We start from the raw sequence: 24695 nt of genomic DNA on the forward strand, positions 1-24695 counted from the left end.
CGGGAGATATTTTAAAATTTTGATAAGCTAAAAACGAAATAAAAAAATCCAGACTCATTTATAAGCCAACTTCTGTATTTCTTCTTTATGCTGAAGAATTACACGTCTTGCATGATGCAGAACAATGCATCTAGTTGCTTCGTCATCACCAAATTGCATGGAAAAAAATTTTACAGCTGGAAGAGGTATTCATTCGGTTACTTTGAAGTCTTTAAGCCGTTTCATTCTATTACTCCCTCATATATGAAACATTCCGCATAGAACAGCACTTTCAATTTTAAATTACTTTCGTACCCACACGAGCAACCACTACCAAACCAATATAGTTTTCCGCTCGCTTAGCTGCTAATAATTTAACTTTTCCCAGTACAAGCAATTTTCATATTTACATTTCTCAAAACCAACAAAACTGACATTTTTTGTCACTTAGTTACATAAATTTACTTATATGTATACTAAGATTTTTAATCTATTGAACAATGTATTGATTTAACAAGAAATAATTGAGTAATATACTTTGGCACACTTTGTGCAATGTATAAATTAGCTTACAAAGCTTATAATTAAATTAACAAAACATTTGTGGAGAATGTTATGAATGCTCAAAAAGGCTTTACATTGATCGAGCTGATGATTGTTGTCGCTATTATCGGTATTCTTGCAGCAATTGCGATTCCTGCATATCAAAACTATATTGCTCGTTCACAAGCAACCGAAGCAATTAACTTGTTAGGTGGTTTAAAAACACGTGTAATTGATATTGCTGGAACTGCTGGTATTGCAACTGCTTGTAGTACTGACGAGACTAAAACAAAGAAAGGAACAGATAAGGATGGCAATGAGATTGATATCATTATTCCTGCTGGTGCCTTAGCAGCTGAAAATGGTTTTACTCTATCTGGTAAATACGTAGAAGGCATTACAGCCGAACTTGATGGAACAGATGCATGTGATTTCACAGCTACTTTCCGTGCAGCAGGTCAAGGTCTAAATGATAAAATTGCTGGTAAAACAATAACTTTTAACTATAATGCAAATACAGGTGCTTGGAATTGTAAATCTAACCTAGTGGACTCTGTACGTCCAAATACATGTTCTAAAGAGTAATTGCAATAAGAGTAAAAAACGCATCAAATTTGATGCGTTTTTTGTTTTAACTCAAAATTTTCTAACAACAGTGAATTGCACTTTTCTAGCAATTTTTCATAATCCTCCTTTAACTGCTCATAATCAGTTTTAACTGCTTTTGTCCTATTGTTGGCTTGTTCAACCTGCTGAGCAGGCGAAAGAACATTTTGCCCTGCATCAATTGCAGTCAGCTCAATCGCCTTCACCAATGCCGCATAACGACTCTTCTTAATCGAACCACGTTTACGTCCAGCTTCAAGTGCCACCGTGTCATTATTAATCGCAGAACCTTTAGGTAGAACATTTGGTTTATTGGCTTTTAGACGCTCTAAAGCAGCATAATAATCATTAAGAGCACTCATCTTTTAATCCTCAATATTTAGCATTTTAATTTTTTGAATAGTCTTATTTAGAGCCATAATATCGCTGTCCATTTGCCCGTATAGTAAACTGCCTTGCACTTGTGAATCACGCTCTCGTTGTATACGCTGAACCGCTTTTTGCATTTTCTCAGCACTGCCAGTATCAAAAACTGCATGGGCACAACTCAGACAGCTCGTAATGGCAGTAAATGAAATTTTTTCGCAAGAATCAGGATTAGTACAAGCACCAAAAAGACTAGGCTTATACGCAATTTCCCCCTTCTTCATGCGCTTAATCGTTTCATCACGGTTTGGAAATACTGTGAGTAGTTGCTCACGGTCTTTTTGCAATTGCAAATAGGTTCCTGCACCGCCTAGCAAACGACTAGAACTGTTAATTACACCGTCCTCAAATTGTGTATAAGAATGAACGAGACGTTGATATTCCAGCTCTTGAATAAATTCCTTTTGGCTATCACTGGCTAGAATATTCGGCGTAAATACAGCATTATCTCGATAAAATAAAGTCATTGCTTCGGTTAAATGCTTATATTGAACGGATAAAGCTCCTAATCCAATAATGCCTGAACGTGCACCATATACTGCGAGTGAACGCCTGAACTGATGGGTACAAATATTCCAGTATTCACCAATTTGACAGTCTTTCTCTTCACGCCAGTTACGAAAACCATCGAATGCTTCTAGCTCTGCTATATCAGCTTCACAGATGCGTAACTCATCGCCAAGTAATGCCGAAATATGGTTCAAATACTCGTTAAAATTGGACTGTGTTCGGGTCGGTGCGCCTGAAAAATTGGAAATAAAATCGGTTTCATTTTCAATATTTCGGTTCTTTTTATGTCGATGTTTCTGCGAGTATAGGGTTGGAAATAATGGGTATTCAGCAGGATTAGACATATCATAATGTGGGTTGAGCAGGGCGTAGATTTCACCAATGCTTTGTGCTGCACGCACCCCAAACTGGATATCTTCAAAAGTGATCCAATACGTGGACTTGTTTCCACCACCATGTAATTTAGAGGTATAGCCCATAATGACGTGCACAAGATGCTCATTACTTTGAATAGTTCGATAGCAGCCATAAGACAGCTGACTCACCTCTTCATCTCTCATACCAGAGAACAAATGAATCCAAAGTTTTGCCATACCTTGAATGGCTGTCATATAGAGAGTAAGGTTTGCATGTTTTTGAATATTATTACGTTCAAAAAGTGCTGTTAGACCAAACAAATCACGAGCATCAACAAAACTGATCGGATGTAGAGTACGCTTTCGCTTGAATTCAGTCGGCATCAGTGCAAAAGTTGGATCCTGCTGCTTGCGCTGAAACCATTTCAGAAGTGCAGGGGCATACTGATTAAATTCTTTCAGTTTTTCTGCCAAGCTATTGATTAAGTTTATGTAAATACGTGAAGGAATGAGCTTGGTTTGTGGACCAACTTTGTTGGATTGTAAGTGTAATTGAGCAGCGAACTTTGCCAAATGCTCAATCGGTTTATATGTACTAAATGCTGGTATGAGTGATGGATATTGCTGTTGCAATGCAACACAATCAGTTAAAAATGCTTTAATATGGATTGCTTTTTGATAACCCACATTAACATAAGCATCTTGGACTTTTTGTCTGTAAGCAGCATCACTAAATAATTGCTGCAAGGTGCAACCATTTCGGTATGCAATTGCAGCAAACTGGCGCAAAACAGTATGCCGCTGTTCAATACTTTTAATAATCGACTTGCCAGATTTTATATAAAGTAAAGCAAAGATAATTTTTTTCATTTCTATGCGAATTTGACAAAATAGAAAATCATCTTCACGCGCATTTTCAAGCCACGTATTAAAATTCAAACGGCAAATACAATTCGGTAAATACGGTGACAGGTCCCAAACCTTATCTGAGTAAATGGACAGAATTCCACCATTTTTCATTCGAGACAATACAAAAGATGCTGGAACAGTCAGCTGATTATTCTGTAAGTTGTACTCATCAGGTAAAAAGCGTTCAGAAATACCCAGTGAATACAAATATGAATTAAATGAACTCATGATATCCACCCCAAATCAATTAAAAGCTCAAAATGATTCAGCCAATACGCGTCTAAATCGCCACTTTCAACTTCTTCCTGAATCGACAAAATACGATCTCTTAAAGTTTCATAAGGGTTTGACAACTCAGTCAGTACTTCATCAATACGATGTAGAACAACACCGAACTGCGACTCCCATTTGATCAAATCCGTTGCTTTTTGTTTGACATAGCCGAGTAAACTTTTTAGTGACAAAAGCTTACGTATATCTTCTTCATCAGCGTGGACTGCATAGTGTTGACAGAACAGGCAATTCTCAAATTGTTGGCAGTTTGGGGTTGGAGCTTGTGCGGTAAAACCAATAGCTTTTTCAGGCTGTGGAGCTGCTGTAATACATGCACCTACAGGTAAGATCTGAGCATCAACAGTTTCATCTAAAGTTCGCACAGCAATACGTTCAACAGTTCGAGTTTTTTCTACGGCAACGTCCCGCAACTCATGAAAGAATTGCGAAATTTGCTGACTCGCATCTTTAAATGAAGTTCGACTGTAGTTTTTCTTCGCAGTATCGAGTGAGTGTCCCATTTTTTCAGCTTCGAGCAATAAATCTCCATCGCTGAGCTGTACATATTGACTACTGACATGCTTACGCCACTGTTGCGGTGTAATCCAAACCATTTTGGGGAAAATGCGCTGAAAAAACTTTTTTATTAATTGTAATCTGCCGTAGCTAACAGGTCCCAACTGTTGAATTTCGTTACGTAACGGAAAGATGAAATCACATGGTTCATCTTGGATATACCAAGCCCGAAGTTCTAAAATTTTTCTAAAAATTGGCTCAAATTTCACCCCAAATTCAGGGTGTACCGTCTTTCCACCTGCGCGGCTTTTTGTACCTGAAAAACGACGTCCTTGTGTTGATGGCAAGATTTCCATTGTATCGAATTGCAACTGCTGTGCTGTATCTAGATTGGCTCCAGTTTTTGCGATAAATAACAGCATGCCGATGCAAAGACCATAGGAAGCAAGTCGCTCTCGCTCCATGTGTCGTTTGTCTTTATTACGTTCCTCAAGGTTACGAATGGCTTGATTGCGATTCTCACGTAAACGCTTTCGATATTCACTATCTTCTTCTAATTCAAAATCAGCCAACATCTTTGACAATGTCGGAATCGAGCTATATTTGGCTAAATAACTCTGTATATCAAACTGGATATGCTGTTTTTCAGTTTGATGATGAAAGCCCGAGTAAAAATAGAAGTCTTCTTCATTCACAGATTGAAAATGTGCGGGAAAGTTTCCTTCTTGAACAACGATACGGTGGATTTCAAGAAATACATTAAGCAAAGTAGCATAAGTCTTCTGATGATCTTCCTCCGCAATCGGTAATATAGGAACATCATAACGCTGAGACTGTACTTGCATCGCTTGACTAACAATATCAATTTCGTGACAGTCAAATACATATGCTATTAATTTGGCTACATTACGCTGATACTGCTTTGCTGTATGTGCAGCCAAACTTTCCTCTTCTGTATCCGTAAGCAAAGTGCGATCAACTAAATATTTGCTATAACGACGATACGCATCGATCACACTGTCTTTATTCGATAAGTCAAAATTTTTGTTTTGACTATCAATCCAGTCTAAAAAAGTTTTGCTTGTATAATAAAACAATCCTTTTGATAGATCGGATCCGCTCATTTGCAGTAAATAGTCAGTTAAACACTGCAAAAAATAACGTCTTTTTTCATCAAACGATGCAGAAATTTCATTTTCAGATACAGTTTCATACAATTCTCTTTTACGAAAAAAGAGAGTTCCGATATCTAAAGTTTTAAAACTAAATGCAGCGGTTTTATCTTTACAAGCAAGAACAAGTCGTTCATGTTCTATAATCTGTCTATTGCTATCTGCAATATGCAAAAAAAGCTGAGAGCGTCTAAAATTCATGACAATTCTCCTGCTGAATTGACAGAAGACATCACATACTGCATCAAGTTTGACTCATACTCATGCTGAATTTTACTACGCCATTGCAATCGTGATTTATAGTTCAAGTACTGTAAAGTGGTTCTGATGTTGCAATGGCCCATGCGTGCTTGCACATATTCGACAGCTATCATAGCCGAATGTCCTTCGGGCAGATGCTGTAACTTGCTTTCCAGTAAATTCATACCAAAGCTGGCACGTAAATCATGAAATTTAAAGCTTTGAAATTGTGGATCAATCAAGCGGATTTCTGGTAATAGCACGACTTTTAAGTAACTGCGCACCGCTTCGCCTTCATAGAGTTTAAGTTTAGTTCCAAATGAGTCAGAGGCTTTAATCTTCTCTGTTAGTTCTTGCTGTTCTGCTTTGCTTGTGTAGAAAGGCGTACCAAGCTTGGTGAGAAATACATAATTTTTATCTGAATCCCCATAATTGGACTTCTGTCTACGCTGACGTGCTTGCTCACTATTAATATAGATTTTAAGATCTTGTACTAACCAACCTGGAATTAATAAAGTCATCGGCTTTTGAAATTTAGTATCAATACCTGTACCCGATCCAACTGACAGATGGATAAAGCTATGACTATCAACTTTCTTATCCGGCAAATGACAGATTCTTAAAGTACAAATAGTTTGCAAACGTGCGCCAGTGAATAATGCAAGATAGAACATCAACTGATATTCACGTGATGACTTCAGCAATGCTTTTAATATGATTATTTGTTCTTCAACGGTCAGTGGACTTAACTCTCCACCATCTACAATCACTTCAGAATTATGAGCTTTAGCAGGCACATGAATCGCAAGATCATGCGACTTGATTGCCATTTTTCTACGTGCACCAAATTCATTATCGACGGCAATATATTTGTAAACATCTTGGAAAGGAAGCCCGTAACGTTGGTGATCGATCAAATCTTCTGTAACAAGAAATCGATAAAAATTCACAACAGCATTAATTCGATTACGTGCTGAGCTAGCCGAAATTAGACCTGCATTCGCTTGCTCAATCAGACGAGTACGATATTTAAAAATCGCATTCAACTGTTTCAGTTTATGGAATTTCAAACAATCTAGCTGTTCATCTTCCAAAAAGCGCTGAAAATCAACAAGCTGATTCGCAATAGATGCAAAAGTTTTAAAATCGTACTGTATTGTTTGCTCAAGTTTTTTCAGCAAATACAGATTAAAAACTTCTGATGGACTTCCATCTCCCTGAATAATCACGGGAAATTCGAGGTAAGCATTACCATATTCTTTGAACTCTGTATCACTTAAACAACGAGTTGCCTTAACCAACGTCAATAACTGAAATTTTTTGATGCTCACAACTTTTGCTTTTGATTGGTAGCGTGACTGACCATTTTTAAATTTAGTGCTCATGTGAGCCTCCTATTTATTAAAAACAGGCAAAAAGCGACCTTGAGGTAGGATTGACAAAAATGCCCCTATCCATCAAAATTGAAGTGTCTAGATGCCAATCAAGACATTCATAAAAGCTCATGTCGTAACCATGGGCTTTTATACTTTTTGCCGAATGAAAATATTTACTTTTTAAATTTAGCCCACAGCATCTATCTATTTTGTAGCATTTTTTGATCTATACTTGATAAATCATTCAAATAGCCTTGGGTTTTAAGTTCTCTCATAATCAGTACTGATGACTGCGCATCAAGACTTCTTAAATGATCTGAACAATATCGTTTATAAGCCTCACGAATTTCAGGATTCGGTAGCCGTACCAAGAATGGCTTTCCTTTCATATCGTTTATCCTTGCGTATTAGTTCATGACAATCTCGAGCGTGTTACACTATGTAAGTATCGCTAACAAATTAATATTAATCGTTTGATTAACTTAAATCAATAGGATTTATTCGAATGAATAAGATTTTTTTAACAGAAGAACGTAATAGATTGAATTTAAAAGCAAAAGATGTAGCAGAATTTGTTGGTGTAGCAATTCCCACCCAGTCTAATTATGAAACTGGCAAACGTTCCCCAGATGCAGAGTATCTTGCTAAACTTACGGATTTAGGCTTTGATATTAATTACGTTTTAACTGGAAAAAGAGAGTCTTTAAGTCTGACAACACAAGAAAAAATGCTGATTGAATTATTTCGACAAGCATCAGAAACTGTACAAAGGCATATCTTGGCAGGGTTATTAACTCAAAATACAGCAGAATCACTTAGGGGTAATGTTGTAACGGTTGGTAATGACAATGATGGGAATATTGCAGGAAAAAATATTAATTTAAAGTAAATAATTAGGATTTTTATGGCAAATAATTTTGTTTCTGTCGGTCATTCAAATACAGGCAATGTGTGTGGCGGTGATCTAACAATTAATCACTCATTGCCATGTAAAAATGGTGATGGAATGCTTTCTTATGAAGACTATCAGAGATTTCCTTATTGTAATCAATGTATCTCATCGTTTCGTAATGAGACATATTTTCGCTATCAAAAACATGCTATCGCAATTTGCTTGATAATCTGTGTCTTAATAATCAGTGGATTCTATTTCTTTACGGGAAGATTACCAAATTTTATGGGACTCATATTTCAAGAAAATCCTTTTATTACCTCGCTTATTCCCTTTCTATCAACATTAACGTTATGCTGCTTAATTTTGTTAGTAGGCAGAATCTATGCTCATGTTTTAGCAAAAAAATATATTAATCAAAATTTAAGCTATCACTAGCATAAAACTTTGCCCACTCTAATTTATTTCTAAATTTATCAATAAATTATGGACTACTTAGTTCCCTGATTTACGAATCTTCGCTGTATTCAAATAAATCCTGCATATTACAATTAAAATATTTACACAAGGTATTAGCAACCGAAAGCTCAATTCGTATTGCACGATCATAGTAAAGACTCGTTAGCGTATTGCGATTAATACCAGTTGCTTGAGCTACCTCACTTAGCTTTAAAATTTTTCGCTCACCCATCAAAGTTGACAGCCTACATCTAATCATAACAACCTTTAAAATAAAAATTTAACCTACTACAGGTTAAATTAACTTGATAATTGTGTTTTACAGTGATATTTTAACCTACAGAAGGTTATATTGTTCTATTAAAAACAAATTAACCTTTCTAAATTTCATTATATAGTTTTTTAAGGAAGTTCAGCTATGAATAACTACTTTTCCCCAAAATTCTCTGTTTCAGAAGAAGCCCGCTCGACTGCTGTTGCACTAATCAAAGAGTTTAATATTGACCGTACATTTGATTTAGCTTTATTTCTGAATGTTAACCCCAACTTAAATGACCAAGATGCAACTTTAGCCTGGGTTAATTATTTTGAAAAAAATCAACATGATCTCAGTGACTTCAATCATGTTAGACGCCACTTCATGAAAAATTTTCCTAAAATTATGTTTGCAAACTTTGCGGAATAAAACAAACAAAGGGGAGATAGCTAGTATCTCCCCCAATAAAAATTGAAATTAAGCAATATATAGTTTTTGGATAGATATCAACATTATAAGTCCAATGGTTAAAAAATTATGACTTTTTAACTTTTGATGCGTTGTAATATGGCATAACTTGTGGAATCGTCTTTTGAATACTTTCAATTCCCTTATGGGCAGCTTTATACAACAAAGCCATCTGCATCACAGCTTCGCTCTCATCGCTTCAACAAAATTAAGAACAGAAATCAAGCCACTCATCGTTTCAATTTGATGAACTGGGATACCGCTAGTGACTCGATTTTCAGAAGTTAAAAAAATCTTCATCACCGCCTGATCACCACCTGTCAAAGCATGCAAAGCCTGATATAGACGAATCAGCAACAGTGCTAATTTACCCTGTTTAGAATTTGGATCTAATTCAGGTTGGTTTTGTAATTGAGTGATTGCCTCGTCATCCATATCAACACTATTGCGAGCTGAAACTGACTAAGACAGAGCTGTTTAGCAGCCCTAAGTACTGATTTTCCCAACACAACTTCTGGTAAAGCTTGCTGTTCCAATAACGTCATAGCATCACCTCAAGCTCTATATTTTTATCGATCAAGCCCTAAATCTAACAATATCATACAAGCTTAATGCTTAAAGCCCTTCAATACCGTAGCGTAACACCAACAATCTCAATGAGATTCAAAGTAAATTATAAATACCCTAAACTTGATTATTTTCTTGAACTTCGCTTGTTTATCTTTTCTATGTAAGTCTCACATTGAGAAAGCAAACCAAGATTATATTTTAAAGCTGTATCCTCTCTAGCTGTTACATACTCAATACTTTGAATTTCACGCTGCTGAGCAAAAACCTGAATCGCAGGATGTAACTGTTCTGAGCAACTCGCATCGTTGCTAAAGTATTTTAACGTCTTGGTTTTGGCAAAATATATTGCAGCAAACAATCGCCCATCTTTAAAAACAATCGCTGATGAAGCATCTAAACTGGTTCTAGACCTACCTTCATAATACAGAGCCTCATCTGTTTTCAGTAAATACGGGGCTGAATAATGCTCAAAATGAGATTGAAATTTTAGATAATCATACTTTAACAATGTTTGAAGTTCTGTTTGGATTTTTGGATTCAAAGCAATTTGAGGAATTGATGAAATATCTGAATATTGAATTAGGTCTAGTTTTTGAGCATGAGTAAAAACGGAGAGTGAAAAAAGTAGAAAAAGATGATATTTATTCTTCATATCAAATTTATTATTTTTATGTCCATATTGACTTACTTATGGATTGTTCATTTTATATGGACACTTATGGAGTATCGATAAGGGTGAAACCCTTTTGAACTGATTTCATAACATTCTCCACAAATGTTTTATGTTTATTTATAAGCTTAATTGTTAAAGCTATTTATATTTAGCATCTAACGTGCCAACTTTTATTATAGATAATTTTCATAAAAAAACAGCATCTTACACATAAAAAATTTAGAACTTTTAATTCGACTGTGTATTTTTGTTAAAAAGTGACAAATATTGTCAGGTGGAAATTGTAAATTTAACAAATTTTGTCAATTTTAGAGCTATGAGTCACGTTTTATAATTTTAAAATAAACCTATCACACATCTATTTGTATTTTTGATCTAAATTTCAGCAAATTTAGCTTGTGTGCGGTGATTATCTTTTGTGCTGATGTGGTTTCCCTTTTTGAAAAAGTAAGTCAAATGTAGTGAAAACCACCCATGTTTAAAAAATCTCTCCTAGCCTCTCTTTAGAAAAGAGAGGAACCCTCGTTGCATTCTCTTTCTTGCGCACAAACTTAAAGCCGTGCTTAAATTTGTGCTCAAGAAAAGGATTAAAAAAAGAGAAAAACACCAACAACCCTCATCCCAAAATAATCGGCGCATTGCTCAATTCATTTTGCTGATCGAGCAACTGGCGGTCATAAAATACATCCAAAATTTCACCAATTTCTTGCACACCTGTGATTACAGCTTGCCGATATTGTTGCTGTGCCAAACCCTGCACTATATGCGCACAGACTTCATCCCACACCTGTTGCATGGTCGCGCTTTTAATGCCACGGTCTATGACAACTTCCACTTTACGCTCACACAAATTCAGGTACAGCAAAATCCCGCTGTTCAGTTCAGTATCCCAAACACCCAATTCTGCAAATAATTGGCGCGCGCGGGTATGCGTATCTACCGCATACGCCAAACGCGAGGGTAAACAGCCTTCAATCACCACCTGAATTTCACCCACATGCCCATGCTCGGCGGCAGTCACTGCTTCTGCAATGGCATGTTGATCCTGCGCATTAAAAAAACGTTTGGTGGCAGGTAAATAAAAGAAATGCTTCAGCCAACGCTTTACACTCGGACGCGCTTCAATGTCAATTTTCGGTTGAGTAATAATTTCTGTTGTATCTGTTTTGGTTACCATGATCCTGATGCTCCTCCCCCACCAAAGCCACCACCGCCGCCGCTATAGCCACCGCCACCAAAACCGCCGCCAAAACCACCACCACGTCCGCCTCCACGCCCTGCAGAGGACAAGAAAATTTGGAAAATGGTCTGTGCAATGGCAGTGATGAGTAAAAAGAAAATTCCCGCGCCAATCATTAAACTGGTGATTAAGCCTGCACCATTGACCAAACCTGCCACTGTACCTGCCACGGCAGCGGTTGAAGCACTTAAGCGTTTTCCGACAATCAGTGAGCCAATTACCCCTGCAATTAAAATAAATAAAGCAGTGCTCAAGGTTTTTTCACGCGCGTGTTGTTCTTGTAAGGCTTGTTCCTGACGTTGTTTCAACTCTTGTGCAGCCTGTGCAGCAACTTCGGGGTCTAAGTTTAAAATCCGTTCAATTTCTGCCAAGCCTGCATCTATGCCTTGAGCATATTGCGCTTGTTTAAAATACGGGGTAATGCGCTGGTTAATAATACGGCTCACTACAATATCAGGCAGTACACCCTCTAAACCATAACCTGTTAAAATTTGAATACGGCGGTCATTGACTGCAATTGCCATCAACACACCATTATCTTGCTTGGCAGAACCGAGCTGCCATTGTTCTGCGACCCGCATGGCAAAATCAAAAATATCTTCCTGCCCTGTGGTCGGTACAATCACCACCCCAATTTGTGCTTTGGCTTGTTGATGTAAATTTAAAATCCGCTGGCTGATTTGCTGTTTTTCTGCAGCAGTGAGCAAATTGGCTTGATCGACCACGGGCTGATTCAAAGTCGGCAAAGCACGGATAGACTCACCCTCTGCCATATCATTGGCAATTTTCGGTTGCTGAACGGGTGTTTCTATAGGTGCTTGCTGAGTGCTCGATGTAGAGTGGCGTGAGTTTGCAAGATCTGGGATAGGGTTGGCATTTTGAGGATGCTGTTGCTGCACAATTTTACCCAGCACCACAGCTTCGGCAGTTTCATCAGTTGCAGTGGCAACTTCACTATATGCCAAGCAGCTGAAACACATAACTGCCATGAGCAGCAGCATCTGCACTAGATTTATACAGGTCTTGCTGTGCGATTGCAGCATCCAGGCATCCTCCTAGGCGTTATTCAAACGAAACTTTCGGTGCTGTTTGTGCGCTTTGTTCAGCACTGAAGTTTGGTTTGGTGTCCATACCAATGACTTTTGCGGTCATCACTTGCGGGAACTGACGTGCATAGCTGTTAAAGTCTTGCACTGTGCTGATGTAACGGTTACGCGCCACGGCAATACGGTTTTCTGTGCCTTCTAGTTGTACTTGTAAATCACGGAATTGCTCATTGGCTTTTAAGTCTGGATAATTTTCAGACACCGCAATTAAACGTGATAAGGCACTGGTCATTTGCGCCTGTGCTTCCTGATATTTCTGGAATAACGCAGGGTCTTCCAATACCGACTTATCCACTTTTAAGCCTGCGACATTGGCACGTGCCTGAGTGACTTCAGTCAAGACTTGTTCTTCGTGTTTGGCATAGCCTTTGACCACATTCACCAAGTTTGGCACTAAGTCAGCACGGCGTTGATATTGGTTTTGGACTTCTGACCAAGAAGCAGTCACAGCTTCGTCTTTCACTTGTAAGGTGTTATAGCCACAGCCGCTTAATGTCAAAGTACTGGTTAAAGCCACTGCAAGCATGGTTTTTTTTGTGAAATTCATACATTAACCTCTAAATTTTCTTTGTATTTGTTTGAAATGATTTCATTCTAACGTGAAATTCTGACCTGTTTGTGTATTTTGTTTAATCGAGCGAATCACCAAACTGTTTACATCCAACAATAACCTTGCACAGCAGATAGAATTGATATTGAAGTTTCAGCTCTTAAACCTTATATGAATCAGAAATGGCAATACATTCCACATGAAGATGAGCTGGATAAAATATCCATTAAAAAAGGACTGAATTCCTTAAAACTCAGCCCTTTCTAGATCTAAGCAAAGCAAACTCGTTTAGAGCTCTAAATAATCTAAAATACCTTCTGCTGCCTGACGACCTTCCCAAATTGCAGTCACCACCAAATCAGAACCACGTACCATATCGCCCCCTGCAAAAATTTTCGGGTTAGACGTTTGGAATTTGAATGTTTGCTGTTCTGCTGCAACCACACGACCTGAACCATCTACCCCAATATTGGCAGTGCTAAACCAGTCCGCAGGGCTAGCACGGAAACCAAAAGCAAGTAATACGGCATCGGCAGCTAAAACTTCTTCTGAACCTGGTACAGGCTCTGGACTACGACGACCACGGCTGTCTGGCTCACCCAATTGAGTCGTCACCACTTTTACACCGGTGACTTTGCCATTTTCTCCGACAATTTCAATCGGCTGACGATTAAATAAGAAGTTCACGCCTTCTTCACGTGCATTGGTCACTTCACGGCGTGAACCTGGCATATTGGCTTCATCACGACGGTAGGCACAAGTAACTTCCTGTGCACCTTGACGAATAGAAGTCCGGTTACAGTCCATGGCAGTATCTCCACCACCCAGTACAATCACTTTTTTGCCTTCAACACTGATGTATTCTGCAGGGTCTTTTTCCCAGCCTTGGCAACGGTTGACATTGGCAATCAAGAAATCCAGCGCATCATAAACACCATCTAAATCTTCACCAGCAAATCCACCTTTCATATAGGTATAAGTGCCCATGCCCATGAACACGGCATCGTAATCTGCAAGCAATTGTTCAATCGTGATATCTTTACCAATTTCGGTATTTAAACGGAATTCAACCCCCATGCCCGAAAAAATTTCTCGGCGGCGTTTCATCACGTCTTTTTCCATTTTAAATTCTGGAATACCAAAGGTGAGCAAGCCACCAATTTCAGGCCGTTTGTCAAAAACTACTGGTTTGACGCCATTACGCACCAAGATATCGGCACAGCCTAAACCTGCAGGGCCCGCACCAATAATCGCCACTTTTTTATCGGTCCATTTCACATGCGACATGTCTGGACGCCAGCCCAAGGCAAAAGCTGTATCGTTGATGTACTTTTCGGCATTGCCAATGGTGACTGCACCAAAACCATCATTTAAGGTACATGCGCCTTCACACAAACGATCTTGTGGACAAACCCGTCCACAAACTTCAGGCAAAGTATTGGTTTGATGACACAATTCTGCTGCCTGAAAAATACGACCTTCCGAAATTAGTTTGAGCCAATTCGGAATGTAGTTATGCACAGGGCATTTCCATTCACAGTACGGGTTACCACAGCCCAAACAACGATGGGTCTGATTGGCCGCCACTTCTGCAGTAAACGGTTTATAAATTTCCACAAACTCATTTTTGCGGACATCGAGATCTTTTTTCTCTGGATCTTGGCGTGCTACATCCAGAAATTGAAAGTCATTATGTAGGCGTTCTGCCATGTCTTTCTCCGTAGGTGGATGTGGATAACGCGACATTTACACTGGGTATAAGTCGAAAGTTATCCACATCTGCCGAATGCTGAGTCGTGGATTATTGTGGATCTGCTTGGGTGGTTTTCAACAAAGTCTGCAAGTTCGCAGCTTTTGGTTTTACCAACCAGAATTTACGGCTATAGAAATCAAACTCATGACGGATCTTATACGCCCACGCACTGCCTGTTTCGGCAATATGTTCATCTAAAATACGTCCTAAGAATGCTTTATGTTCTTCCATCGCTTCAGTCGAAATACGATTCAGCTCAATCAATTCGTGGTTGTAACGATCTACAAAGTCATTATCCAAATCCAGTACATAGGCAAAACCACCTGTCATGCCCGCACCAAAGTTGTGTCCTACTTTGCCCAATACCGTGACAATCCCGCCAGTCATATATTCACAGCAGTGGTCGCCTGCACCTTCAATCACAGCGAAGGCACCTGAGTTACGCACCGCAAAGCGCTCACCTGCCGTACCTGCAGCAAATAATTTACCACCGGTTGCACCATAGAGACAGGTATTACCAATAATGGCTGTGTTTTGAGTTTGGAAAGGCGAACCTTTTGGTGGGAAGATGGAAATTCGTCCCCCCGCCATGCCTTTACCCACATAGTCATTGGCATCACCTTCAAGTTTGATATGCAAACCACCTGCATTCCAAACACCTAAAGATTGTCCCGCAGTACCCGTAAGGTTCAATTTGACAGGATGATGTTCCATGCTCAAGTTACCATAACGACGCGCAATTTCACCTGAAATACGCGCACCAATTGAACGGTCACAGTTGCTCACATTAAAGTAATATTCGCCACCTGTACCTGCTTCAATTGCAGGCAACATCTCTGCAATCATTTTTTCAGCCAAGACGCCTTTGTCAAACGGTGCATTGCCTTCAACCTGACAATATTGTGCTTTGCCTTCTGCCGCAGGGTGCGATTCCAACAAGGCGCTTAAATCCAAGTGCGCATGTTTTTCGGTTTCACCCGGTAAAATTTCTAGCAAGTCGGTACGACCAATCAAGTCTTTCAAGCTAGCAACACCCAGTGCAGCTAACCATTCACGGGTTTCTTCCGCAATGAAAGTGAAGAAGTTGATCAGCATTTGTGGTTCACCAATATAGTGTTCCTCACGCAAATGATCTTGTTGAGTCGCTACCCCAGTTGCACAGTTATTTAAGTGGCAAATACGTAAGTATTTACAACCTAAGGCAATCATTGGGGTTGAACCAAAACCGAAGCTTTCCGCACCTAAAATTGCCGCTTTCACCACATCTAAACCAGTTTTTAAGCCACCATCGGTTTGCACACGAACTTTGCCACGCAAGTCATTCACACGTAATGCCTGATGCGCCTCACTTAAACCCAACTCCCACGGCGAACCTGCATGGTGAATAGATGACAGTGGCGATGCTGCTGTACCGCCATCATAGCCCGAGATGGTAATGAAGTCGGCATAGGCTTTGGCTACACCTGCTGCAATGGTCCCCACGCCTGGTTCAGATACCAACTTGACCGATACCATGGCTTGTGGATTGACTTGTTTTAAATCAAAAATCAATTGTGACAAGTCTTCAATCGAATAAATATCGTGATGTGGTGGTGGTGAAATCAAAGTTACACCTGGCACAGAGTAACGCAAACGTGCAATCAAACCATTCACTTTACCGCCCGGTAACTGACCACCCTCGCCCGGTTTTGCACCCTGCGCCACTTTAATCTGCAACACTTCTGCAGAGGTTAAGTAAGCAGGTGTTACCCCAAAACGTCCCGAAGCAATCTGTTTGATTTTCGAGTTACGAATCGTGCCATAACGTGCAGGATCTTCACCGCCCTCACCTGAGTTTGAACGCCCACCAATGGTGTTCATGGCTATCGCAATGGCTTCATGTGCTTCTGGTGACAACGCACCTAAAGACATCCCCGCAGAGTCAAAACGTGGCAGGATTTGCTCAACCGATTCCACTTGATCTAAGGCAATTGAATTGTCTGTTTTCAATTTAAAGAGATCACGAATAGTCGCAATAGGGCGATTGTTCACGATTTCTGCATATTCTTTAAAATCTGCATAATTGCCTGAACGCACTGCTTTGTGTAACGCATTGATCACATCTGGGTTAAAAGCGTGGTATTCCTTGCCAAAGACAAATTTCAGCAAACCACCCTGATCAATTGGCTTACGTGATTTCCACGCAGTGTCTGCCAGTTTTTTCTGATCATTTTCAAGGTCGGCAAAAGTAGCACCCTGAATACGGCTCGGTACACCAATAAAGCAGGTATTCACCACTTCAGCAGACAAACCAACCGCTTCAAATAATTGTCCACCACGGTAAGAGGCTACAGTTGAAATACCCATTTTTGATAAGACTTTGAGCAAGCCTTTTTCAATACCTTTGCGGAAATTGCTTTGTGCATAGACTGGGTCGCCCAATAATTCACCTTTGGCAATCAAGTCATTGATCACATCATAAGCCAAATATGGATATACCGCTGTTGCACCAAAACCGAGCAATACTGCAAATTGATGTGGGTCACGAGCAAAGCCAGTTTCAACAATAATGTTGGCATCGGTACGTAAACCAACTTGAATTAAGTAGTGATGTACCGCACCTGTGGCCATGACTGCATTGGCAGGCAAATAACCTTCACGGATTTTTTTATCAGTAAGCACCAATAAAGTTTTTCCATCACGCACTGCTTGCGCAGCTGCTTCACAAATACGCTGAATAGCAGCTTGCAAACCTTCACTTTCTGCATAGTTCAAGTCGATATCGGCAATTTCATAGCCTTTACGTCCCAAAGTGCGAATCTGATGCATTTTAGAATTGGTCAGCACAGGACTTGAAATAATCAAGCGGTCTGCATGTTCTGGGCCTTGCTCAAACACGTTTTGTTCACGACCTAAACAGGTTTCCAACGACATCACGATAGATTCACGCAATGGGTCAATTGGAGGATTGGTTACCTGTGCGAACTGCTGACGGAAATAATCTGACACATGGCGCACCTGACGTGACAATACCGCCATTGGGGTGTCATCCCCCATTGAACCGACAGCTTCCTGACCACTTTCTGCAATTGGACGCAATAACTGGTCACGTTCTTCAAAGGTCACCATAAACATTTTTTGTGCAGCTTTTAAGGCATCGCCTTTTAAGCCGTGGTCACATAAATATTCTTCAAGCTCTGGGCTACCTTGTAAACGGATTGAATTTTCACGTAACCATTCACGGTAAGGACGCATTCTTTTCAGATGGTTATTCACATCCTGCGTATCGAGCACTTTGCCAGTAAAGGTATCGACTACCAAAATTTGACCTGGACCAACACGTCCTTTAGAGATCACATCTTCAGGCTCATAACCCCATACCCCAATTTCAGAGGCCAAAGTGATGTAGCCGTTTTTGGTAATCACCCAACGTGCAGGACGTAAGCCATTACGGTCCAGCATACAGATTGCATGACGGCCATCCTGAATTACTAAACCTGCAGGGCCATCCCACGCTTCCATGTGCTTAGAGTTGAACTCATAGAAAGCACGTAAATCGGCATCAATGGTTTCTACGTTCTGCCATGCAGGCGGAACCAGCATACGCAAGGCACGGAATAAATCCATTCCCCCACCCACCAGAATTTCCAGCATGTTGTCCAAGCTAGAGGAGTCTGACCCTGTACGGTTCACAATAGGTTTCAGCTCAGTTAAACCTGGCAAAAGTGGGTTTTCAAATTTAGGCGTACGTGCCATCGCCCAGTTACGGTTTGCGGTAATGGTGTTGATTTCACCATTGTGCGCCAAGTAACGGAACGGTTGTGCCAATGGCCAACGTGGTAAGGTGTTGGTCGAAAAACGCTGGTGAAATACCACGATATGTGATGCCAAACGTTCATCAGCAAGATCCGTATAGAAGTCTGCAATCGCAGCAGGCATCATCAAACCTTTATAACTGATCACAGTTGAACATAAGGTGGTCACATAAAAATATGGATCAGCAGTTAATTGTTGCTCTGCACGACGACGTGCTAAGAATAACTTGCGATTAAACTCAACTTCTGTCACACCAATTGGACAGTTGACAATAATTTGCTCAAAGGCAGGCAAAGATTGCATCGCAATTTCGCCCAATGCCTCATTATTGGTTGGCACCACACGCCAAGCCAGAACTTTACAGCCTTCAGCTTCAATTTCTTTAGTCAGAATATTTTTAGCATGAGTCGCCAAGGCAGGGTCTAGGTTTAAAAACACTGTACCTACGGCAAAGATTTCGCTTAGGGTAATGTCACTTAAGCGTTTTGCCTCTTCACGGAAAAATTGCTTTGGCATTGCCAACAGCAAACCACAGCCATCCCCTGTTTTACCATCTGCGGCAATCCCGCCACGGTGGGTCATACAACTTAAACTATGAATAGCCGTTTTGACGAGATCATGGCTTGCATCACCCTGCATATGGGCAATTAAACCGAAACCACAGTTATCTTTAAACTCATCCGGTTGGTATAAACCTTGAGCGGGAGCTACAGTATTAGGCGATGGCATGTGCATAGCGTACCCTTCTTTTACTTGCCCAATTGGGCCAATTAAACAATCTAGTTTTGCGATTTAACTCAATTTACTTCTCTAAACATCAATCTTGTGTAAATGAAGTTTTACGCATTTATTTAAGTCTGATTTGGCTTAAACCTCAAACGTGTCATTCATCATTTACGCAACTTTTACACTTTAATGTAGCAGGCAAATTTGACAGTTTCGCACAATCATTGAATCTTTTTTGCGCCAAAATAGGGACAACAACTCAATTCACGCACCAATAAAAGCAAAAACAATGCCAACTTTAATTTTTAGTTATACACGCGCTAAACATCAGCCTCATTCAAGAAAAATCGTCGTTAGTTCACATTTTTACTATAAATTCGCACTATTTTTGTGCACTTCATTATTTTTATACACCATGCTGCGCCATTTTAGAACGTATTTTTAATTCAGGATGATCACTTTTTTAGATCAAATTGGTGCAATGGAGCCAAAATAGCTCAACTTAAAAATAAATGAAAAAGATGAGTAAAAGTGAAGCTTAAGCAGTCGCTTAATTACAATATTGGTGCGAGATGCTGAGTGGAATTTAAATTATTAATTAAAAGGGTCGTGCACTTCTTCAGATTCTGGTGCATCAGGCTGAACCTGAGCAGGGACAGTACCGCTCTGAGATTGCTGCACATCCACCACATTACCTGCCTGATCACGACGTGTAATTGTGGTACTGGTGGTGCTATTTTGCGGTGAAGTAGGCTGGGTACTTGGTGCTGTATTTGGTGTCGCTTGCGGACGTGTTAAGACACTTTCATCTATTTTTGGCACAGCAGCAGGCCGTAAATTTACCGCATGCAATTTGGTATTTAGCCCCATCTCATCTGCCCCTAAGTCATTGACATAAGGACGATAGTCAGCAAATTGCACCACAACAGGCTGAATCGTTTCAGGAAATTTGAATGGCAGTGCGGTCAATGTCTGTGCAGCGTCACGTTTATTGCCAAAACTGCCATATAACATCACATATTGTTCTGCCTGCCCCTCACCGCTTAAACGAATATAAAACAGCTTGCTCCGATCTGTTTGCTTTTTAATAAAACTTTTAATGATATTTTCATCATTAACTCGAAACAGTTCAATCGTGCTGTTATTTTTTTGTTCCTGAATAAATTTAGTACCGCGAAACTCAGCCTCATGCAAACCAGAAGCCGTTAAACGCGTGGTGAGTTCCAAAGGGCGGACTTCTTCTTGCAAGCCACCCAAATAGGTGGTTGCAGCAACCTTTTCGGGTTGAATTTGTAATTCAATTTCAGACTCTGGTTGTTTTTCAATTTCAACCAGTTCTTCACGGTCAGTCACCGCCCAAAAAATCAGTGCCGCCAATAAACACAGCACCGCGCCCAGCAACCAAATTGACTGTTGAATTTTTTGCCAGTGTGTACGCAGTGCTGTCATATGCTGCCTTTTATGCTTGATTGGCTAAAATCGCCTGTTTCATCAATTCTAAGTCAAACTCTTTGGTGATGATGGCTTGACCCAATTGCTTCATGAGCACCAAACGTAATTGACCATTCAGCACTTTTTTATCGTGTGCCATATAAGCCAAAAACTGATCCAGTGGAATTTGCGGACATACTATCGGTAAATTGGCGCGAGAAATGATATTTTTTGTACGCTCTACATCTTCGGCAGAAATCCAGCCCATACGCTGTGATAAATCGGCTGCCATTACCATCCCTGTCGCAACAGCTTCACCGTGTAACCATTCACCATAACCCAAATAAGATTCAATTGCGTGCCCAAAAGTATGCCCAAGATTCAATAAAGCGCGTTCACCTTGCTCTTTTTCATCATTGGCAACAATACGCGCTTTATGTGCACATGAACGATATACCGCTTCTGCCAGTACAGCAGGATCACGCGCCACTAATGCTTCCATGTGCGTTTCAAGCCATTCTAGAAACTCGACATCACCCAAAAGCGCATATTTAATGACTTCGGCTAGGCCTGCAGATAACTCACGCTCAGGTAAAGTATTCAGTTGCGACATATCTGCCAACACCACTTGGGGCTGCTGAAATGCACCAATCATGTTTTTACCCAGCGGATGATTAATCCCTGTTTTGCCACCGACACTGGAATCAACTTGTGACAGTAAAGTAGTTGGTACTTGAACGAAGTACACCCCACGCTGAAAGCTTGCCGAAGCAAAACCTGCCATATCTCCAATCACGCCACCGCCCAAAGCCAGCACCGTACAATCACGGTTAAAACCAGCTTCCAGCAAGGCATCAAAAATAAGGGTGAGATGCTGAATATCTTTGTATTTTTCTCCATCAGGCAAAATACAGGTTGCCACTTTCTTGCCCAGTGCTTCAACAGCCGTCACATAGTGATTTAAATACAAAGGTGCAACCGTGGTATTGGTCACAATCATGACTTGCTGACCTTTAATATAAGGTGCAAGTAATTCTTGGGGCTGAAGATCACTGCCAATAAAAATTGGGTAACGGCGATCGCCAAGTTCAACGTGTAAAGTCTGCATGAAAAAGTCGCTTTCTACCTAAGATATTTGCTCTGAAACAATCGTATTTAAGATTTTTTGCGCCAAATCACGCGCAGCACCCTGATTGGTTTCAATAATATAATGTGCCACCTCACGATACAACGGATCACGCACTGCAAGCAAATCACGTAATCTTTGTTCGGGGTTTTCGACTTGAAGTAAAGGACGGTTTTTATCGCGATAGGTTCGCTGAAGTTGAATTTCGACAGGGGTATATAGATAAACAACAATACCACGTTGTTTTAAGAAGTCTCGATTCGGGGCTTGAGTCACCGCACCGCCACCTGTAGCAAGTACAAGTTTATGCCGTGTGGTTAACTCATCAATAACCGCTGTTTCACGACTACGAAACCCTTGTTCACCTTCTTTTTCAAAGATCCAAGGGATCGTAGCGCCAGTTTTGCGTTCAATTTCATGATCACTATCTAGAAATTCACGCCCTAACAATTCCGCCAAATGGCGTCCTACAGTGGTCTTGCCTGCCCCCATCGGCCCTACCAAATAGATATTTGGTAGGGTATCAAACTCTTTGCTTAGCAAGGAGTCACCTATAAATTTTGTTTAAATTGAAAATATATTAATGATTTCTTGAAACACTGTCATTAACAATTCGTGGTGTAACAAAAATCAGCAACTCACGTTTGTTTTCCGACTTAACATCTTTACGGAATAAACGTCCGATATAAGGAATATCGCCCAAGAATGGAACCTTGGTTTGAGAGTTAGCCGTTTGTTGCTCAAAAATACCCCCCAAGACTACAGTTTCACCATTGTCCACCAAAACGTTGGTATTCACGGCGTTCTTGTTAATGGTGAGCTGACCTGTAGGTGTTGCTGCACCTGGTGAGTCACTGGTGATATTTAATTGCATTTGAACTTTACCATCAGGTGTGATACTTGGAGTCACATCCAGACTTAAAGTCGCATCAATAAATTCGGTGGTCGATACCGCATTGACACCTCCACCCTCAGAAGATTGATACGGAATTTGAGTACCCGATGCAACTTTGGCATTTTGCTTATCTGCAGTCAGGATTTTTGGTGTCGAAATCACTTCACCGTAACCATCGGCTTGTAATGCAGACAATTCCAAATCTAGCATAAAGTCAGACAAACTGATTAAACCAAAGGCAATGCGGCTAGCACCTGCACTGGTCACTCCTAAATCGACATTCAGGTTTTGCGGACGCTCAATATCATAAGTATAGCCGCCTAACTCGCTATTCTCTTCTGGCTCACGCAAGTTCCACAAAGTGGTATCACTACCACCCACCAACAAGTGATTATTGTTGGTGATCCCTTGTGACAAGATACCCCACTTCACACCCATCTCTTTGGTGAAATCTGTGGTTGCACGTACGATACGTGCTTCAATCATCACTTGTTTCACAGACACATCAAGCAAATCAATCATCTGACGGATTTGATCAATTTTTGCCGATGTATCGTTGATGATTAAGGTATTGGTACGTGGATCTACCGACACTGTACCGCGTGGACTCAACAAGCTACCAACGCTATCGCCTAATGGATCAGTACCTGTATTGGTATTTGAACCACCACGTGATGCATTCTTGCCTTGCGTAATTAGTTTTTCAATATCTGCCGCTTTGGCATAGTTCAATTGAATATATTCAGTTTGTAGTGGCGCCAGTTTCACACTTTGCGCAATCGCTTTGGCTTCTTCTTCTTCGGCTTTAATCAATTCAGAAACAGGTGCAATCCAAATCACGTTGCCATTACGACGCTTATCCAAATTTTTGGTTTTCAGGATAATATCTAAAGCCTGATCCCAAGGTACATCTTTTAAACGTAAGGTAATGTTGCCTTGCACAGTGTCTGCTGCCACCATGTTAATGCCTGTGAAATCAGCCAATAACTGCAATACACGACGCACTTCGATGTCTTGGAAATCCAGTGAAATCTTTTTGCCTGTATAGCTTTGCGCTGCACGCGGTTTAAACGGGTTTTTATCGACAGGGCGTTTTAAGCTGATGGTTAGCTTGTCTTCTGCCTGATATGCCATATATTCATAGCTGCCTGCAGCTTGAATAGTAATCACGCCATTGCTGCCATCATTGTGTGCATCAATGGTCGATACAGGTGTTGCAAAGTCATTTACATTTAAACGACGTGCTAAATGTGCAGGTACTTTATTGCCTAAAGTACGTACCACAATTTTGCTGCCTTGCTGCTGCACATCTACAGGAGTATTGCTACCCAGTAGATCAATCACCACCTGACCTTCACCTTCACCGCCACGCTGGAAACCAATATTGGATACACCTTGCGCACTACGTTGGGCAGTCACGGCAGCCACAGGGGTTGCCGTTGTTGAGTTGATTTTTAAAATAAAGGTGTTGCCTTCAACACGCGTGGTAAATGCGCCCGCATCGGCCAAGTTCACAGTTAAACGTGAACGCTGTGCATCTGAGCTTACCTCTACAGAGCTGGCTTCTTTGGTCGCGACTGCAACGCTGTTTTGCTTCAGCGTTTGTTGCGCTTTATCAAAATCTAAAATCAAGCGGGAAGGTTGTTCCAGCTGATATGCTGCAGGTTGAGGTGGCAAACCATTAAACATGACACGAATTTCGGTGCCCTGTCCCGGAATTTGCATGGGTACGATGTTGGTAATGCTGACTTGGGCATTGGCAACTTGCATCACTGCCATTGCGACTGCGCCTATTGAAAACTGACGGAACAAATTGTTCATTGTATTACCATCCCCAAAAATAAAATCT

General features: G+C 40.5%; 20 protein-coding genes and 1 pseudogene. 4 read left to right on the forward strand and 17 right to left on the reverse strand.

Annotated elements, in window-relative coordinates; translation table 11 throughout:
• Nucleotides 1-594: 594 nt before the first annotated feature.
• Nucleotides 595-1107: a pilin gene (locus tag FTU70_RS04650; RefSeq protein WP_180060143.1), complete on the forward strand. Its 513-nt coding sequence runs from the start codon at nucleotides 595-597 to the stop codon at nucleotides 1105-1107.
• Nucleotides 1108-1130: 23 nt separating this feature from the next.
• On the opposite strand, the gene FTU70_RS04655 is transcribed toward FTU70_RS04650, so the two are convergent.
• From FTU70_RS04655 to FTU70_RS04675, 5 genes are all read right to left on the reverse strand, one after another.
• Nucleotides 1131-1490, reverse strand: coding sequence for a hypothetical protein (locus FTU70_RS04655; protein ID WP_180060145.1), 360 nt, complete (start codon nucleotides 1488-1490; stop codon nucleotides 1131-1133).
• 3 nt (nucleotides 1491-1493) lie between these two features.
• Nucleotides 1494-3557, reverse strand: coding sequence for a hypothetical protein (locus tag FTU70_RS04660; RefSeq protein ID WP_180060147.1), 2064 nt, complete (start codon nucleotides 3555-3557; stop codon nucleotides 1494-1496).
• Nucleotides 3554-5491 carry a hypothetical protein gene (locus FTU70_RS04665; RefSeq protein WP_136143658.1) on the reverse strand — a complete coding sequence of 646 codons (1938 nt, stop codon included), beginning with the start codon at nucleotides 5489-5491 and terminating at the stop codon, nucleotides 3554-3556. The genes FTU70_RS04660 and FTU70_RS04665 overlap by 4 nt, the downstream gene beginning before the upstream one ends.
• Complete coding sequence (locus tag FTU70_RS04670; RefSeq protein ID WP_005328310.1) at nucleotides 5488-6915, reverse strand: site-specific integrase; 1428 nt, start codon at nucleotides 6913-6915, stop codon at nucleotides 5488-5490. Before FTU70_RS04670 ends, FTU70_RS04665 begins: the two co-directional genes overlap by 4 nt.
• 191 nt (nucleotides 6916-7106) lie before the next feature.
• Entirely contained in the window at nucleotides 7107-7295 is a 189-nt protein-coding gene (locus tag FTU70_RS04675; protein ID WP_005328311.1) for a hypothetical protein, read from the reverse strand.
• A gap of 116 nt (nucleotides 7296-7411) precedes the next feature.
• Between FTU70_RS04675 and FTU70_RS04680 the strand changes: the two genes are divergently transcribed.
• The gene (locus FTU70_RS04680) at nucleotides 7412-7795 is read left to right on the forward strand and encodes a helix-turn-helix domain-containing protein (RefSeq protein ID WP_005328312.1); all 384 of its coding nucleotides are present in this window, start codon (nucleotides 7412-7414) and stop codon (nucleotides 7793-7795) included.
• Between the two features lie 15 nt (nucleotides 7796-7810).
• On the forward strand, nucleotides 7811-8236 hold the full coding sequence (locus tag FTU70_RS04685) for a hypothetical protein (protein WP_005328313.1): 426 nt from the start codon (nucleotides 7811-7813) through the stop codon (nucleotides 8234-8236).
• 70 nt (nucleotides 8237-8306) lie between these two features.
• Here the strand turns inward: FTU70_RS04685 and FTU70_RS04690 are convergent, their stop codons facing one another.
• Nucleotides 8307-8516, reverse strand: coding sequence for a helix-turn-helix transcriptional regulator (locus tag FTU70_RS04690; protein WP_180060149.1), 210 nt, complete (start codon nucleotides 8514-8516; stop codon nucleotides 8307-8309).
• Between the two features lie 159 nt (nucleotides 8517-8675).
• On the opposite strand from FTU70_RS04690, the gene FTU70_RS04695 reads away from it, so the two are divergent.
• Nucleotides 8676-8942 carry a hypothetical protein gene (locus FTU70_RS04695; RefSeq protein WP_005328315.1) on the forward strand — a complete coding sequence of 89 codons (267 nt, stop codon included), beginning with the start codon at nucleotides 8676-8678 and terminating at the stop codon, nucleotides 8940-8942.
• A 216-nt stretch (nucleotides 8943-9158) separates the two neighbouring features.
• Here FTU70_RS04695 and FTU70_RS04700 read toward each other — a convergent pair.
• The 11 genes and pseudogenes from FTU70_RS04700 to FTU70_RS04750 form a co-directional block, all read right to left on the reverse strand.
• A pseudogene (locus FTU70_RS04700) lies at nucleotides 9159-9526 on the reverse strand (antitoxin Xre/MbcA/ParS toxin-binding domain-containing protein).
• A gap of 149 nt (nucleotides 9527-9675) precedes the next feature.
• Nucleotides 9676-10203 (reverse strand): hypothetical protein, encoded by a 528-nt coding sequence (locus FTU70_RS04705; protein WP_180060151.1) that lies wholly within the window; start codon nucleotides 10201-10203, stop codon nucleotides 9676-9678.
• A 637-nt stretch (nucleotides 10204-10840) separates the two neighbouring features.
• Nucleotides 10841-11401 carry a TPM domain-containing protein gene (locus tag FTU70_RS04710; protein WP_180060153.1) on the reverse strand — a complete coding sequence of 187 codons (561 nt, stop codon included), beginning with the start codon at nucleotides 11399-11401 and terminating at the stop codon, nucleotides 10841-10843.
• Nucleotides 11395-12507, reverse strand: a complete 1113-nt coding sequence (locus tag FTU70_RS04715) for a YgcG family protein (RefSeq protein ID WP_180060155.1) — start codon at nucleotides 12505-12507, stop codon at nucleotides 11395-11397. The genes FTU70_RS04710 and FTU70_RS04715 overlap by 7 nt, the downstream gene beginning before the upstream one ends.
• A 19-nt stretch (nucleotides 12508-12526) precedes the next feature.
• Nucleotides 12527-13117 (reverse strand): LemA family protein, encoded by a 591-nt coding sequence (locus tag FTU70_RS04720; RefSeq protein WP_019836149.1) that lies wholly within the window; start codon nucleotides 13115-13117, stop codon nucleotides 12527-12529.
• A gap of 291 nt (nucleotides 13118-13408) precedes the next feature.
• Nucleotides 13409-14830, reverse strand: coding sequence for an FAD-dependent oxidoreductase (locus FTU70_RS04725; protein ID WP_180060157.1), 1422 nt, complete (start codon nucleotides 14828-14830; stop codon nucleotides 13409-13411).
• Nucleotides 14831-14921: 91 nt separating this feature from the next.
• The gene (gene gltB / locus FTU70_RS04730; RefSeq protein ID WP_180060158.1) at nucleotides 14922-19397 is read right to left on the reverse strand and encodes a glutamate synthase large subunit; all 4476 of its coding nucleotides are present in this window, start codon (nucleotides 19395-19397) and stop codon (nucleotides 14922-14924) included.
• Nucleotides 19398-19988: 591 nt separating this feature from the next.
• Nucleotides 19989-20843 (reverse strand): hypothetical protein, encoded by an 855-nt coding sequence (locus tag FTU70_RS04735; protein ID WP_180060160.1) that lies wholly within the window; start codon nucleotides 20841-20843, stop codon nucleotides 19989-19991.
• A gap of 10 nt (nucleotides 20844-20853) precedes the next feature.
• Nucleotides 20854-21933 carry a 3-dehydroquinate synthase gene (aroB, locus tag FTU70_RS04740; RefSeq protein WP_104852647.1) on the reverse strand — a complete coding sequence of 360 codons (1080 nt, stop codon included), beginning with the start codon at nucleotides 21931-21933 and terminating at the stop codon, nucleotides 20854-20856.
• 18 nt (nucleotides 21934-21951) lie between these two features.
• Nucleotides 21952-22494, reverse strand: coding sequence for a shikimate kinase AroK (aroK, locus tag FTU70_RS14340; RefSeq protein WP_004974468.1), 543 nt, complete (start codon nucleotides 22492-22494; stop codon nucleotides 21952-21954).
• A gap of 37 nt (nucleotides 22495-22531) precedes the next feature.
• Nucleotides 22532-24667 carry a type IV pilus secretin PilQ gene (locus FTU70_RS04750; RefSeq protein ID WP_180060178.1) on the reverse strand — a complete coding sequence of 712 codons (2136 nt, stop codon included), beginning with the start codon at nucleotides 24665-24667 and terminating at the stop codon, nucleotides 22532-22534.
• Between the last annotated feature and the right edge of the window lie 28 nt (nucleotides 24668-24695).

Origin of the sequence: Acinetobacter sp. YH12135 (assembly GCF_013418565.1) — a bacterium.
GTDB classification, from domain to species: Bacteria; Pseudomonadota; Gammaproteobacteria; order Pseudomonadales; family Moraxellaceae; genus Acinetobacter; species Acinetobacter towneri.

Coding starts and splice junctions, on each gene's coding strand:
- FTU70_RS04650 (WP_180060143.1), top strand. CDS start 595: ATGAATGCTCAAAAAGGCTTTACATTGATCGAGCTGATGATTGTTGTC.
- FTU70_RS04655 (WP_180060145.1), bottom strand. CDS start 1,490: ATGAGTGCTCTTAATGATTATTATGCTGCTTTAGAGCGTCTAAAAGCC.
- FTU70_RS04660 (WP_180060147.1), bottom strand. CDS start 3,557: ATGAGTTCATTTAATTCATATTTGTATTCACTGGGTATTTCTGAACGC.
- FTU70_RS04665 (WP_136143658.1), bottom strand. CDS start 5,491: ATGAATTTTAGACGCTCTCAGCTTTTTTTGCATATTGCAGATAGCAAT.
- FTU70_RS04670 (WP_005328310.1), bottom strand. CDS start 6,915: ATGAGCACTAAATTTAAAAATGGTCAGTCACGCTACCAATCAAAAGCA.
- FTU70_RS04675 (WP_005328311.1), bottom strand. CDS start 7,295: ATGAAAGGAAAGCCATTCTTGGTACGGCTACCGAATCCTGAAATTCGT.
- FTU70_RS04680 (WP_005328312.1), top strand. CDS start 7,412: ATGAATAAGATTTTTTTAACAGAAGAACGTAATAGATTGAATTTAAAA.
- FTU70_RS04685 (WP_005328313.1), top strand. CDS start 7,811: ATGGCAAATAATTTTGTTTCTGTCGGTCATTCAAATACAGGCAATGTG.
- FTU70_RS04690 (WP_180060149.1), bottom strand. CDS start 8,516: ATGATTAGATGTAGGCTGTCAACTTTGATGGGTGAGCGAAAAATTTTA.
- FTU70_RS04695 (WP_005328315.1), top strand. CDS start 8,676: ATGAATAACTACTTTTCCCCAAAATTCTCTGTTTCAGAAGAAGCCCGC.
- FTU70_RS04705 (WP_180060151.1), bottom strand. CDS start 10,203: ATGAAGAATAAATATCATCTTTTTCTACTTTTTTCACTCTCCGTTTTT.
- FTU70_RS04710 (WP_180060153.1), bottom strand. CDS start 11,401: ATGGTAACCAAAACAGATACAACAGAAATTATTACTCAACCGAAAATT.
- FTU70_RS04715 (WP_180060155.1), bottom strand. CDS start 12,507: ATGCTGCAATCGCACAGCAAGACCTGTATAAATCTAGTGCAGATGCTG.
- FTU70_RS04720 (WP_019836149.1), bottom strand. CDS start 13,117: ATGAATTTCACAAAAAAAACCATGCTTGCAGTGGCTTTAACCAGTACT.
- FTU70_RS04725 (WP_180060157.1), bottom strand. CDS start 14,830: ATGGCAGAACGCCTACATAATGACTTTCAATTTCTGGATGTAGCACGC.
- gltB (WP_180060158.1), bottom strand. CDS start 19,397: ATGCCATCGCCTAATACTGTAGCTCCCGCTCAAGGTTTATACCAACCG.
- FTU70_RS04735 (WP_180060160.1), bottom strand. CDS start 20,843: ATGACAGCACTGCGTACACACTGGCAAAAAATTCAACAGTCAATTTGG.
- aroB (WP_104852647.1), bottom strand. CDS start 21,933: ATGCAGACTTTACACGTTGAACTTGGCGATCGCCGTTACCCAATTTTT.
- FTU70_RS04750 (WP_180060178.1), bottom strand. CDS start 24,667: ATGAACAATTTGTTCCGTCAGTTTTCAATAGGCGCAGTCGCAATGGCA.